General features: G+C 36.8%; 16 protein-coding genes. 8 read left to right on the forward strand and 8 right to left on the reverse strand.

Features of this window, described 5'->3' with window-relative positions:
* Positions 1 to 298: 298 nt before the first annotated feature.
* Positions 299 to 646 (forward strand): hypothetical protein, encoded by a 348-nt coding sequence (locus HMPREF2731_RS00370; RefSeq protein WP_229214456.1) that lies wholly within the window; start codon positions 299 to 301, stop codon positions 644 to 646.
* Positions 647 to 968: 322 nt separating this feature from the next.
* Here the strand turns inward: HMPREF2731_RS00370 and HMPREF2731_RS00375 are convergent, their stop codons facing one another.
* The 3 genes from HMPREF2731_RS00375 to rlmH all read right to left on the reverse strand — a co-directional run bounded on the left by HMPREF2731_RS00375 (position 969) and on the right by rlmH (position 3481).
* Complete coding sequence (locus HMPREF2731_RS00375) at positions 969 to 1475, reverse strand: RHS family protein (RefSeq protein ID WP_002330714.1); 507 nt, start codon at positions 1473 to 1475, stop codon at positions 969 to 971.
* A gap of 40 nt (positions 1476 to 1515) precedes the next feature.
* Positions 1516 to 2799 (reverse strand): PDDEXK-like family protein, encoded by a 1284-nt coding sequence (locus HMPREF2731_RS00380; RefSeq protein ID WP_070872058.1) that lies wholly within the window; start codon positions 2797 to 2799, stop codon positions 1516 to 1518.
* 202 nt (positions 2800 to 3001) lie between these two features.
* A complete protein-coding gene (rlmH, locus tag HMPREF2731_RS00385) occupies positions 3002 to 3481 on the reverse strand; it encodes a 23S rRNA (pseudouridine(1915)-N(3))-methyltransferase RlmH (RefSeq protein ID WP_002287841.1) in 480 nt (159 codons plus the stop codon).
* Between the two features lie 427 nt (positions 3482 to 3908).
* On the opposite strand from rlmH, the gene HMPREF2731_RS00390 reads away from it, so the two are divergent.
* On the forward strand, positions 3909 to 5198 hold the full coding sequence (locus HMPREF2731_RS00390; RefSeq protein ID WP_002290101.1) for a S1C family serine protease: 1290 nt from the start codon (positions 3909 to 3911) through the stop codon (positions 5196 to 5198).
* 38 nt (positions 5199 to 5236) lie between these two features.
* Here HMPREF2731_RS00390 and ytpR read toward each other — a convergent pair whose 3' ends face one another.
* From ytpR to pepA, 4 genes are all read right to left on the reverse strand, one after another.
* The gene (gene ytpR / locus HMPREF2731_RS00395; protein ID WP_002313997.1) at positions 5237 to 5842 is read right to left on the reverse strand and encodes a YtpR family tRNA-binding protein; all 606 of its coding nucleotides are present in this window, start codon (positions 5840 to 5842) and stop codon (positions 5237 to 5239) included.
* A gap of 195 nt (positions 5843 to 6037) precedes the next feature.
* Positions 6038 to 6502 (reverse strand): universal stress protein, encoded by a 465-nt coding sequence (locus HMPREF2731_RS00400; RefSeq protein ID WP_002292633.1) that lies wholly within the window; start codon positions 6500 to 6502, stop codon positions 6038 to 6040.
* Positions 6503 to 6523: 21 nt separating this feature from the next.
* Positions 6524 to 6844, reverse strand: coding sequence for a thioredoxin family protein (locus HMPREF2731_RS00405; protein WP_002313996.1), 321 nt, complete (start codon positions 6842 to 6844; stop codon positions 6524 to 6526).
* A 142-nt stretch (positions 6845 to 6986) separates the two neighbouring features.
* Positions 6987 to 8066, reverse strand: coding sequence for a glutamyl aminopeptidase (gene pepA, locus HMPREF2731_RS00410; protein WP_002294156.1), 1080 nt, complete (start codon positions 8064 to 8066; stop codon positions 6987 to 6989).
* A gap of 199 nt (positions 8067 to 8265) precedes the next feature.
* On the opposite strand from pepA, the gene HMPREF2731_RS00415 reads away from it, so the two are divergent.
* Both HMPREF2731_RS00415 and HMPREF2731_RS00420 read left to right on the forward strand, forming a co-directional pair.
* Positions 8266 to 8616 (forward strand): PepSY domain-containing protein, encoded by a 351-nt coding sequence (locus HMPREF2731_RS00415; protein ID WP_002309710.1) that lies wholly within the window; start codon positions 8266 to 8268, stop codon positions 8614 to 8616.
* 223 nt (positions 8617 to 8839) lie between these two features.
* Positions 8840 to 9787 (forward strand): glycosyltransferase family 2 protein, encoded by a 948-nt coding sequence (locus tag HMPREF2731_RS00420; RefSeq protein ID WP_002309711.1) that lies wholly within the window; start codon positions 8840 to 8842, stop codon positions 9785 to 9787.
* A gap of 55 nt (positions 9788 to 9842) precedes the next feature.
* Here HMPREF2731_RS00420 and pepV read toward each other — a convergent pair whose 3' ends face one another.
* Positions 9843 to 11261, reverse strand: a complete 1419-nt coding sequence (gene pepV / locus HMPREF2731_RS00425) for a dipeptidase PepV (protein ID WP_002294157.1) — start codon at positions 11259 to 11261, stop codon at positions 9843 to 9845.
* Between the two features lie 148 nt (positions 11262 to 11409).
* Here pepV and HMPREF2731_RS00430 point away from each other — a divergent pair, with 148 nt between their 5' ends.
* The 4 genes from HMPREF2731_RS00430 (at position 11410) to HMPREF2731_RS00445 (ending at position 13764) form a co-directional block, all read left to right on the forward strand.
* Complete coding sequence (locus tag HMPREF2731_RS00430; RefSeq protein WP_070872059.1) at positions 11410 to 12255, forward strand: NAD(P)H-hydrate dehydratase; 846 nt, start codon at positions 11410 to 11412, stop codon at positions 12253 to 12255.
* Positions 12256 to 12258: 3 nt separating this feature from the next.
* Positions 12259 to 12699 (forward strand): acyl-CoA thioesterase, encoded by a 441-nt coding sequence (locus HMPREF2731_RS00435; protein WP_002292625.1) that lies wholly within the window; start codon positions 12259 to 12261, stop codon positions 12697 to 12699.
* A gap of 50 nt (positions 12700 to 12749) precedes the next feature.
* Positions 12750 to 12944, forward strand: a complete 195-nt coding sequence (locus HMPREF2731_RS14755) for a hypothetical protein (protein WP_002315615.1) — start codon at positions 12750 to 12752, stop codon at positions 12942 to 12944.
* A gap of 133 nt (positions 12945 to 13077) precedes the next feature.
* Complete coding sequence (locus HMPREF2731_RS00445; protein WP_002313993.1) at positions 13078 to 13764, forward strand: GntR family transcriptional regulator; 687 nt, start codon at positions 13078 to 13080, stop codon at positions 13762 to 13764.
* Positions 13765 to 13795 lie beyond the last annotated feature (31 nt).

Below are 13795 nucleotides of genomic sequence, written 5' to 3' on the forward strand. Positions count from 1 at the left end.
GTAACAGGATTGGCTAAGTCAAAATGTTCAGTTGTCACGACGTAACCATCGTAGTTTGTTAAATAGTCCTCATTTCTTGGGAGTTTTGAGACTACTATATGCGTTTTTTTGTTGATTTACCAACATGTTTAGACATTTTCCTCTAGGAAAAAATTAACTAGCACCACGGGTTATAAATAATATAGTTGAATACGTTTTACCAATAATTCAAGAAAAAAAGAATTCGTGGAGTGAATGGATAGAAAAAATTCATCTTATGCAAATGAAATATGAAGGTCCTTGGAAGGGTTACGATCATATGAAAATTCTTGAAACTTTAACAAAGACATATTTCAATTTTAACATCTTCGATCTTCAGGCTGTCTCTCTCCACAAGGATGAAAATTTAAACTCTAAAATTAAACATAGACTAGAACATGAGAATTTAAGAAAACTGTTTCCTGAAGAAGTCTTCTTTATAGAATTGGAAAAAGCCTTTCTTATAGAATTTACTGATACGCACAAAATAAAAGAGGAATTCATAATATCTTTTGAGGAGTTAATAGAAACTTTAAAAAAAGAAGAAGAGGAAAAAGAACAAAAAATTCAGTTGGTAAAAAACGTGATACAAGTAATTCAATTAATTAAAACCATTGGTGCAAGCTAGTGGTTTCAGACTATAGACAAAGTACTGAGGTTTTAGTGCTTTGTCTTTTTTATCCGTTAAAATAAAAGCATAAATTTTAGGTATATCCAGATGTCTCAAAACAAGATATGAATAAACGCGCACAAATCCTTTGTCATTAAAAATAGTCCAATCTTCTACAGAGAAAATTGGACTTCATCGATAATATATTTGGATTTATATTTATTTCAGATAACTAATACTACCGGAAATACCATAGAATAACGTCAATATTTCTAGGTGTCCAGCTGTAAGTTTTAAAAATTTTATTTAAATGATTTGCTTTTTTACGATAGACATCAATTCAATATACTGCATCTTCTATCTTCAAATTTTGTGGATTCATTTGTTTTATTTTTTCATCAGTTTTAAATTCTTCAGTTTTTAATAACGCTCGAACAACCATTTCATCCACCGTACCAAAGTAGCTTGGAAATAATAACGCTAGTAATCCTGATGCACCAGCTACACCAAATCCGTTGATTTGTGTAGCGTACATTAATCCCAACTTAGTATTAGGTAATTCAAAACTAAAAATTTCCTTTTGAATTTTACTTAACTCTGATAGATTATTTTTATGTTTTTCAAAATGTGATCTTGAAGTAGCTAATCTATTTTTTGCCGTATATTTCCAAACGAAATAACTATCGTATAAAAAATCATAAAAATCTTCTACTTCAAGTTGACTCACATAATCAATATTAATCCTCGATAATTTTGTTTCAATACAATTATCTCTACCGGTTTCTACCATAGCTTCTGTTAAAGCTTTTTTCCAAATTTCTTCATCTTCTGATTTGCCAAATTTCATTAATATTCATACTTACCTCCCAAAGAATGTATCTGAACTTCTATTCAATTAAATTTACATTTGTTTTCTCAAAATTTGTTATACTATTCTCTGACTTCAGAATAAAATTATTTTTTATCTTTTCATATTCACTGGCTTTTTCTTTTATATCCTTTAAAATTTTTTCAAGCGATTTCTTGATTTCTTTTACAACTTGATCCCTTCCTTCATTCTCTAACTTTGTATAAAGTTCTTCAATAAATCTCATATTCACTTTGTTAATTTTCCATTCGGCAACGTTCCACCATTCCCAATTTTCTTTCTTCTTTTTTACTCCTGTCGTTAACATTAATTCTTCAACAAATTTTTTATTTTCTTCTGGAATCTTACCAGTAAATACAAGCTTTATCTTTCCGACACTATTTCCTCCTTTATTTAATATTTCGAAAGCATACATTCTGTGGTTACTCCATCCACCTGGGTGAGACAAAGGCAAATCTGGAAATAAATCAGTGAATTCTGGTATTTGGAATCTCACTATAGATTTTCCGCTATACTTGGGATCAAAAATTATTTCATTTTCTTTAGCAATCTGTTCCAAAGCTTCAATGTATAATTCACTCATTAAACTTAAATTATCTGGTATATTTTCAAATATTAGATCCAATGCTTCTTTATGTTGTTGATAAATTTTTCTAACGATTTCTTTGATTTCATCATCCATTCCGACATCTCTCCTTAAAATATCAACATAGTCTTTTATCAAATAATATACTTTCTTTTCCATACTATTTTTTTGCATTAATTGCTCCAGTATTTCAACGATATCCTTGTAAGTAATTATGCCCCAACTAGGATTTGTGGGTTCATTTCCATCTGGAGTTAAAAAAACAAAAATTTTTTTATAGTTAGAATAATTGCGTTCTATATATCTTTGGTATTTATTAAGTTGCCCTCTAGACTCCGAAGACAGAATTTTATTTTCGATGCACACCACTATTTTATTTTTTTCCGATACCAATAAAATATCAATATTCTTATTTTCTCTGTAAACAATTAAATCTTCATAGCTATTAAGTAAAGCATCAAAATAATTGATAGCAGCTTTGGTATCATCATTAGAATCTATATACCTTTTCAAAAACATTTTAAAAAACTCATCAGATAAATTGTGGGTTTCATTTGGAGCAAACAAAAAAGCTAAAAAATTACTATGTCTTATTTCATTTTTAGATAGCTTAAGTATCTGAAATATATTTGTTTTCCCAGTCCATTTAGATAGTCTTTCTTCAATATCATCCATATCCTCCAATAGATTTTTTAAACACTTTTTTTCATCTATCATGTTTTTTCTCCTTGCCATTATTCTAACTAAAATTTTACGTATTTGTTTCTATGTCTACATTATCTTTTTAACAGTATCTATTTTTCTTTTGCAACTTACTTGGCTACCAAAGCAAATAAAAAAGTTATTTATAAATTTCTCCCTACCACTACCTATTGCTATTATTTAAAATAGGGATAATTTTTTCTCTTAAAAAATATCATCACTTATGATACGGAGCCCCCGCGTTGATCCGGAAGGCACGGTAGATTTGCTCGACGAGGATCAGGCGCATCAATTGATGTGGATACGTCATTTTGCCAAAAGAGATCTGAGCATTGCTTCTTTTCATGACGGCTTCGCTGAGTCCTAAAGAACCGCCGATAACAAAAACAAGGTGGCTTTTTCCTTGGATACCTAATTGGTCGATTTGTTTAGCAAAAGATTCGCTTGTGGGATTTTTCCCTTCAATTGCTAAGGCATAGACGTATTCTTGTTCTTTGATTTTCGCTAAGATCCGTTCTCCTTCTTTTTCTTTTACTTGTCTCATTTGCGCTTCGCTTAAATTCTCCGGGGCTTTTTCGTCAGGAACTTCGATCAATTCGATTTTCGCATAGGCATTCAGCCGTTTGACATACTCATTGATACCTTGGATCAAGTATTTTTCTTTTAATTTTCCTACTGAAATAATTTTGATATTCATGTTTTCTCTCCTTTGATCTTCACGCTCACTTTGTTTATTATAATCAATTTTTTCGTCTATATGTTTATTTTGACTATTTTTGTTAAAAAGATTTCCCCAACAGTTATGCACAACATCCACAGGTTTATCCACAGAAAACAGCGTTGTTTTACCTTATTTCATCACATTCATTAGGCAAACATACGTTTTATAAGAATTTATCCACTTTATACACAGGCTGTGGATATGTTTTATCCCTTATTTTTCCAATCCTATCCGCGTAGTTTTACACAATATCTGTGGAAAAAGAAAATCAAATATTTTCATCTGAAAACAATGATTTTTCCTAAAGTTTTTCATAAAAAGTTCAAAGTCTCAAAGTAGACTAAAGTCAACAAATAAGACTATACTAACAGTAGATAAATGAATGTAATTGGAGGAGGAACACATGGATAGAAAAAATGTGACACCAAAGATGAAAAAAAATAAAAATAATAGCCTCTGGCGTAAGTTGGGTCTGGGGCTTGTTGGAGGGATCGTTGGAGGACTACTGACAGCTGGCATTTTTTATGCAGCGATGGGCACTGGCAACAATAGTTCTACTGCTACAAGCGGCAATCAAAATTCTGCCGGTGAAACAGTTGTGGAAAATGTCAAAGTCAATGTAGATTCTGATATCACCAAAGCGGTAGATAAAGTTCAAGACGCTGTCGTTTCTGTTATCAACTTACAAAGTCAAAACCAATCAAGCGGTTTTGGCGGATTATTCGGGCAGCAAGAAGAAAGTAGCAGCTCAGATGATAGTAATTTGGAAGCTTATAGTGAAGGAAGCGGCGTAATCTACAAAAAAGACGGGAATACTGCTTATGTAGTCACAAACAATCACGTAGTAGATGGACAGCAAGGTTTGGAAGTCATGATGAAAGACGGTACGAAGGTAAAAGCTGAATTAGTTGGAACAGATGCCTATTCAGATTTAGCGGTGTTGAAGATCAATTCAGACAAAGTCGAAACGGTTGCCTCTTTTGGGGACTCAAGTGCTTTGAAGGTTGGTGAACCTGCGATTGCGATTGGTTCCCCATTAGGATCTGAATATGCGAATTCTGTCACTTCAGGAATCATTTCTTCCTTGAACCGACAAGTAACAAGTACGAATGAATCGAACGAAACAGTCAATATCAATGCGATCCAAACAGATGCAGCGATCAACCCGGGAAATTCTGGTGGTCCTTTAGTGAATATCGAAGGACAAGTTATCGGTATCAACTCAAGTAAGATCGCAAGTACTTCTGAATCGACTTCTAATGTAAGCGTAGAAGGAATGGGATTTGCCATCCCAAGTAACGATGTAGTGAATATCATCAACCAACTGGAAAAAGACGGAAAAGTGACACGTCCAGCTCTAGGTATCACAATGGTCGACTTATCTGCCGTTTCTACTCAGCAACAAGAACAAATCTTGAAGATTCCTTCATCTGTAACTAACGGTGTCATCGTGACAAATGTCCAAACAGCTACACCGGCAGAAAAAGCTGGGTTGAAACAATACGACGTCATTACTAAGATCGATGACAAAGAAGTTTCTTCTGGTGTAGAACTTCAATCTGCTTTGTATAAGAAAAAAGTGGGAGATTCTGTCAAAATCACTTACTATGAAGGCTCGAAAGAAAAAACAACTACTGTTGAATTGACGATCGATCAATCGGCATTAAAACAAAATCAAAATAGTGAAAATTAATAAAAAAGAGGTTGTGACAAAGACTTGTCACAACCTCTTTATTTTGGAAATACTTCTCCGACTACGGCATCCTCAGGCAATACTAAGATTCCTTTTTTTTCTGGAGCATTTGGCAAATGCAATTCACGAGCAGAACAAATCATTCCATAGCTGGCTACCCCTCGCAAAGTTCCTGGCCAGATCATCATTCCATCTGGCATCATGGCTCCTGGTTTTGCAACGACAACTTTTTGTCCAGCTTCGATATTTGGTGCACCGCAAACAATTTGCAATACTGTCCCATTGTCCACTTCTGTCTCAGTAATCGATAAATGGTCAGAGTCAGGATGCGGGACGCATGTTTTTACATACCCGACAACGATCTTCGGTTCATGATCAGCTTCAAGCTGTTCTTCGAATCCTGCTTCTTTAATCAATCGATTCAATTTCGCTAATTCTTCATCTGTTAAGCTTACTTGGCCGTTCCCTTCAATTGTTAGATGATCGGAGATATGGAAAAAGTTCCAAGCAACAACTTGACCTTGTTCATCTTTGATCCGAGCAACATTCCATTTACGTTCGACAGTGTTTTCTGTTCCTTTATCGTCGGCTATGATAACCATCAAAGTGTCTCCGACGTGTGCTTTGTTATAAGCAAAAATCATGTTCTTTCCTCCATTATCCTTTGCTGAGATTTATCTTAACAAAAAATTGCATTCACTGCATGAGATTTTTTTCATGCTTTATTTCCGAAGAAGCTTCTTCTGGAACACCATTTATTCGTAACAAGGGACTGTGACAAGACTTTTGTCACAGTCCCTTTACTGTTTGATTAAAAAGGTTATACAAGTTCCACTTGCTTAATTACTTGGCTGTTCTTCTTCGTCAGAAACGATCAAGACATCACAAGGTGAATGACGTATGACGTAGCTGGCTACACTTCCTGTCATAAAGCGTTCGACTGCATTTAGTCCAGACTGCCCAACCATGATTAGATCGATTGCATATTTTTTTGGCAATTTGACTGCCATGGATTCACGAACAGAGCCGTATGCAATAATTCCTTCTATATTTGTGTAATCAACAGATTTTCCATATTCTTTACATTCTTCGATCATTTGCTTGGCTGTTTCAGTTTGCTGATCGACTAGATTTTGATCAATAGGAGCATAGCCCATAAAATTATAAAATTGCTGATCGATTACGTTTGCTACATATACTTTCCCATTATTACGGCGAGCCACTTCTACCGCTTTTTTGAAAGCAGCAAGTGCTTGTTCACTACCGTCAATACCTACTAAAATGTTCTTATATTCTTGATTCATCTTGACCCCTCCTAACAGATGTCAGCCTTTTATTACACTTTCTAGGAACGATTCGATTTCCTGTTTTGTTTTACGATCTTTATTCACTAGACGACCTAATTCTTTTCTGTCTTGGATCACGACAAAACTTGGGATACCAAAAATGTTCCATTCAGCGGCTACATCTATGTACTTGTCACGGTCTACTTCAATAAATTGCCAATCAGAAAAGTCATTTTCGATTTCAGGCATTTGCGGTTTGATAAAACGGCAGTCTCCGCACCAGCCGGCAGTAAAGAAAAATACACTTTTTCCAGTTTCTACGTAGCCTGCTAATTCTTCTAAACTATTTGGGATAATCATTCTTTTTCCTCTACTTTCTGTTTATGTATTTTTCAATTAAATTATACACCTTTCTTTCGAACTAACAAACATTGATCCTCTTTTTATAAAAAAAATCTGACAAAAGGTTGCTTTTGCCAGATTTTATAGTTTCACTATCGCGTTATTTCCCGTATACGATTGTGTTCACTGTTGATTTATCTAAACCTTTCAATGTTTGAATCAACATTTCTCGTGCAGCTTCAAAATCGCGAATACTGAACATCGTTTGATGCGTATGGATATAACGTCCCACTACGCCAATCACTGTACTTGGGATTCCTTCATTTTGTGTATGAGCAGCACCTGCATCTGTACCGCCTTTTGAAACAAAGTATTGATAAGGGATGTTGTTTGTTTCAGCGATATCTAGCAAGTACTCACGCAAACGAGGAAGCATGATCAAACCTGGATCTTGGATACGCATCAATGTACCTTCTCCTAAATGTCCGAATGTGCCATTTTTCGTCACTGTGTCATCTGCTGCAGAGCAGTCTACTGCAAAGAACAGATCTGGCTTGAATTTATTGACAGAAGCTTTAGAACCACGCAAGCCTACTTCTTCTTGGACATTCGCGCCTGCAATCAATGTATGACCTAATGTTTCATTTTGTAACGCTTCTAAAGCTTCTAATACCATTGTACAGCCATAGCGGTTGTCCCACGATTTGCTGATGATATTCTTCCCGTTGGCTGTTTTGATCGTTTCAGCGTAAGGAACGATTGTGTCTCCTGGAAGAACACCGTAACTCATTGCCTCTTCTCTTGATTCAAACCCAGCATCGAACAAAATATCTGTTACTTCTACTGATTTTTGTCCGCTTGTTCCTCGTAATAAATGTGGGGGAACGGAAGAAGAAATACATGGATAATTCTTACCAGTAGAGGTTTTAAGTGTAAAACGTTGAGCAGAAACAACGTAAGGGTTCCATCCGCCTAGAGGTACGACTTTAAAAAGCCCGTTTTCTTGGATTTGTGTCAGCATGAATCCGACTTCATCCATATGTGCTGCGACCATTACACGAGGTGCATCCGCTTCTTCATGGTGGCGCAGCCCAAAAATGCCGCCCAAACCATCTAACTGTAACTCATCTACCAGCGGTTCCATATGACTTTCCATATAAGCGCGAACGTCTTGTTCAAAACCGCTTGTTCCTTGTAATTCTGTTAACTCTTTGATTCGTTGAAATGTTTTTTCTTCCATATGCTATTCGTCTAAATTTCAGACTAAACTCCTCTCAGACTTATATTGATCTGCGGATAAAATATGATTTTTTCTGCAGACCGATCGTATTTATTATAGCTTATTTTTCCTGGTAGCGGTTATTTATTTCAAAGAAATTATGAGAGTGTGGTAAAATAAGCACAAGGAGTAGCAAGTGAGAAGAAGGAGGTATATCCACATGTATGAAGAAAGCGAATTAAGCTATTTTAAAGGCGGGTTAGCCGTTGGGATCGGTCTAGGATTATTGAGTGGGGTAGCTTCAACGATTTGGTATCATCGCAAAAAAGTGTTATCAGCAGACCAAGTGCTTGAAAATATCAAAACATCTTTTTTAAAAGAAGGCGCAATCGAAGGTGCTTGGATCTCTTTTGAAAAAGAACCTATTCGGAAATTCGCCGTTCGGTCGAGTGCTTATCGGGGTGGGCTTTCCCGGATAGAAGATGGCGAAACTGTTTATTATGAATTTTTAGCAGATGCTCATACAGGAACCGTATTAGACATTTCAAGAAAAAAGGGCGCAATAGATTAATACGTCAAAAAAATGAAATAACGAATACGCACCCACTATCTAAAAGAGAGGTATCCTATCCTTCTTTTATAGTGGGTGGTTTTTTAGACAGGTCTTTTTAAACACATATTCCAGTATTTTCTTTTTAAATAAATGATATTTAGCGGGAAAAAACTAGCATTTACTTTGATTATGAGGTATTTTTAATTCAGCTTTTGTTTTCTATAGTTAAGGAGAGTGAAAAATGGAACAACAAGAAAAAATTGCTGTTCTGATTCCTTGTTACAATGAGGAAGCAACAATTTCAACAGTCATTGCAGACTTTAAACGAGAATTACCAGAAGCAGATATTTATGTCTATGATAATAATTCGACCGATCGAACATACGAATTGGCCGTTCAAGGTGGAGCAATCGTAAAGAAAGAACCACGTCAAGGAAAAGGGAATGTGATCCGTCAAATGTTCTTTGATATTGATGCCGATTATTATTTGATGGTAGATGGCGATGACACTTATCCCGCCGAAGCTGTACATGGTTTGCTTGAGAAATTACGTTCTGGCGAAGCAGATATGGTCATTGGCGATCGTCTATCAAATGGAACCTACTTTGATGAGAATAAGCGTCCTTTCCATGATTTTGGAAATAACCTTGTTAGAAATACAATTACTAGAATGTATAAAACAAAAATTCTTGATGTTATGACCGGCTATCGAGGGTTCAATCGAATTTTTGTCAAAAGCTTCCCTATTATGAGTTCTGGTTTTCAAATCGAAACGGAATTGACGATCCATGCTCTAGATAAAAAATTCAAGTTCGTTGAGATCCCAATCGAATATCGGGACCGACCAGAAGGCAGCATATCAAAATTGAATACATTCTCTGACGGATTCAAAGTGATCATGATGATCATCAAAATGTGCAAAGATTATAAACCTTTGCTTTTCTTTGGGATCTGGACCATCTTCTTCTTTTTATTTGGATTGGTCACGGGGATTCCTGTGATTCGTGAATATATGTTGACAAGCTTCATTACACGCATCCCTTCTGCGATTTTAAGTACTGGATTGATGACTTTAGCCCTTCTTTCATTAGTAACAGGACTGATTTTGGATACGGTCGTCACGAACGCAAAGAAAGAGTACGAGTTGAATCTATATCATGTGTATCATGAATACCATAGTAGAAAATAAAAAAAGGATCAAGGCTGCAAAGATAATTTGCAATTCTTGATCCTTTTTTAATTAATTATTTCGCCAAACGATAGATGGCATCTGCATAGATTGCTGTTGCTCTGAACAAGTCATCAAGACTCATAAATTCGTTTGCTTGGTGCATTGTATCAGTATATCCTGGGAACATCGCTCCATAAGCAACGCCACGTTTCAACAAACGTCCGTAAGTTCCGCCACCGATGATTTGTTCGTAGCCTTTTTCTCCAGTGTGGTCTTCATAGACTTGCAATAATGTAGCCACCAATGGATCATCCATCGGTACGTAATGTGGTTCCATTACGCGAGCACCTCGAGTAACTGTTGCACCTTCTTGGCCGACTGTTTGTTCGATATCACTTTGCAATCCGTCTACTGTTACACCTTTTGGAAAACGGAAATTCATATTGATGAAGTTCGCTTCCTCTGTACCATTTTCTTCAAAAGCAAATAGTCCAGCATTCATTGTCAATTTGCCCATTTTTTCATCTTCATAAGCGACTCCTAGTTTTTCTCCATAGAAATCTTCATGAACATAAGCAGCTGCTACATGGATAAATTGTTTAGCAGATCCTAAGAATTCATAGTTATCTAAGAACAATGCCAAGAAAGAACCAGCATTGATACCGGATTGTGGGCTTGCACCATGTGCGCCTTTACCAACTAATTCTATTTTTACATACGTATTGTCTGCTTCAATTGTTCCGCTTACTGGATTGGCTTCGATGAATTGGTAAAATGCTTCTTCCATCGCGATAGCTGCATCTGCACTTGGTACTTGAAGTGCTGCAGTTGCTGTTCCTGGCACCATGTTTTCGCGAAGTCCGGAAACAAAAGATTTCAATACGTAATCTCCTGCATTGTCGCCTTTGAATCGTAAAGCTAAAGAAACATTTCCTTTTTCACCATTGATAATCGGAAATTCAGCATCTGGCGAGAAACCAAAATCTGGTTCTTCTTCATGTTCGAAATAATAAGCCATATCGCCCCAGCCGCTTTCTTCATCACTACCGACTACGAAACGTACTTTTTTCGATAATTTCAAGTCAAGTTCTTTAATGATTTTCATCGCATAGTAAGCTGCCATACTTGGGCCTTTGTCATCACTTGATCCGCGTGCAAAGATCTTTCCATCCTTGATCACTGGTTCATAAGGATCTGTGTCCCAGCCATCTCCTGCAGGAACGACATCCATGTGTCCAAATATCCCTAGTGTTTCGTCTCCTTCGCCAAGATCAATATGCCCTGCATAGTTATCGACATTTTTTACTTTAAATCCATCACGTTCACCATAAGCTAACATATGTTTCAATGCGTCGCGAGGTCCAGGTCCAAATGGTGCATCTGGTGTTACTTTTGAGTCGTCTCGCTCGCTGTTGACACGTAAAAGATTTTTTAAGTCTTCAAGCAAGTCTTCTTTACGTGCTTCTACTTCTTTTTGCCAATCAATTGTCATAAAGTTAATCCTCCACTTATTTAAGTCTTCGTGTTCATGATACCACAAATTACAGAAAAAAATAGTTCAAAAAATCTGACAATTCCTTTTCTTATCTGTTTTTCTCTAAAAAAAATATACGTTATAATGAGTAAAAGGAGGTTTTTTGATGCTGATAGACGAACAACTAGTGAAAAGAGTCATCACACCTCGTCCAAAAATTTCACATAAAGGAACATTTGGACGTGTCGTTTTGATTGGCGGCAATGAACAATACGGCGGAGCAATCATCATGAGTGCTTTAGCTGCCGTACACAGTGGAACAGGTCTCACAACAGTAGTAACGGATGAAAAAAATCGGAGTGCCCTTCACAGTCATCTGCCAGAAGCAATGATCGTAGATTGGACGGATACTGACCAGTTTCTTTCCGTGATAAAGCAAGCAGATGTACTCTTGATTGGTCCCGGATTGGGCACTTCTTCCAAGAGTTTGGAACGTTTCAAACAAGTACTAGAAAACCAATTAAAAGAACAATGGCTGGTGATCGATGGCTCTGCTTTAAGTTTACTGGCTGCTAACCATCTTTCGCTACCCTATCCCGAACAAACAGTACTTACACCTCATCAAATGGAGTGGCAACGGTTGAGTGCTCTACCGATACAAGAACAGCGAGATGAAGAAAACAAAAAGAAGCAACAGGAAATCGGTGCTGCGGTCGTTTTGAAAAGTCATGAGACAAAAATTTATGGTCACCAACACTTCTACACCAATCCTTTAGGTTCAGCTGCTATGGCAACAGGTGGAATGGGTGACACTTTAGCAGGGATGATCACAGGGTTCTTGGCCCAATTCCCTCAAAATGACCAAACGATTGCGGCAGCTGTTTATCTTCATAGTTTCATCGGAGACCAGCTAGCAAGAGAACAATATGTCGTTTTGCCGACACAGATCAGCGAAGCACTTCCGAAGTGGATGAATTATTTTTGTAAAAAATCAATGGAAAACGAGGCATGAATCATGGAGAAATTTACAGGTTATGTACGAGAACCTTTTTATTATGAAACAGATCAAATGGGGATTATTCACCATAGCAATTATATCCGCTGGTTTGAAGAGGCTCGGGTAGCCTTATTGGTACATCTAGGGTTTCCCTATAAAAAAATCGAAGAATCTGGGATCATTATCCCCGTTCTGGAAGTAAATTGCAGCTATAAAGAAATGATCCATTACGGAGAAAAAGTGAGCATCCATCCAACTATCCAAAAATATACGGGGACACGTTTGGATTTTAGCTACGAAATTGTGGGAACTGAAGACAAAAAATTAAAAACTATTGGTAGCAGTAAACACTGTTTCTTACTTTCTGATTCGCAACGATTAGTGAAGCTGAGCAAAGTCAATCCGGAGCTAGATCAGTTATTCCAAGCGTACGCTTCTCTGGATAATGCTATTTCTTAATAAAAAACCGTCTAAGCATTTTTCTTGTATTGTGTCGAGTAGTTCGTATAATGAAAAGAAAAAAGCAGGTGATCCCCATGTATGTCGTTAAAGTAATGCACGGTTACATCGATAAAACTGGCTGTCGCACTCGGGAAAAAAACTTAGACAATCTGCTCATTTTCAAAGACAAAAAAGAATCCGAAGCTTTTGCTAAAAGAATTGGCGGTCGTGTCAAACCGATCCAAGAGGTACGACCAGATTGATTCAGTATTTCTTTTCGAGGCTCTAATAGGCATGCCTATCAGGGCTTTTTTTCAAGAATACGTCTTTGCACCCACACGTTTTGTAAGCGATTTATGTTATAATAGATTATACTTACACAGAAAGGAAGTTTTAATGGGTATCAATAATTTACAGCAGCAAGCTTATGAATCTATCCGTAAACAGATCATTTATTCCGAGTTAGCACCTGGAAGTAAAATCTCCGATAAAGTGTTAGAAGAACAACTAGCTATCGGGCGCACACCGATTCGGGAAGCACTGATCCAGCTTCGTAATCAGGAGCTTGTAAAAACCATTCCACAGTCCGGCACCTATGTTTCAAAAATCGATATCCGATCTGCTTCATTAGCCCGTTATACGCGGGAAAAGCTGGAAAAACCGATCCTGCAAGAATGTAGTGCGAAAATGACAGCGCAAGATCAAGCTAAACTAGAAAAAATATTAGAACAAACCGATCAGGCAGTGATCGCTCAAAATAAAAAAGCTTTTTTTGATTTGGATACTGATTTCCACCGAACTTGTTATGAAATTGCAGGAAAACGAGAGATTTGGGACTGGCTGGAAAGTTATAGTACGCACTTGAACCGTTTCAGATGGTTGCGTTTGACGATTTCAGAATTAGATTGGGGTCGAGTATTGGATGAACATCAGACAATGCTTCAAACAATGATTGATCATAACTTTGATGAAGTCGGGTTTCTTTGTACGATGCATTTACATATGATTATCGAAGAGCAAGAATACGTGATTCATAATTACCCCGATTATTTTGAAGATATTCAGGAAAGACCCATCAAATAAAGGGACTGTGACAAAAATCGTGTCACAGTCC

Origin of the sequence: Enterococcus sp. HMSC072F02 (genome assembly GCF_001837725.1) — a bacterium.
Taxonomy (GTDB): Bacteria; Bacillota; Bacilli; order Lactobacillales; family Enterococcaceae; genus Enterococcus_B; species Enterococcus_B lactis.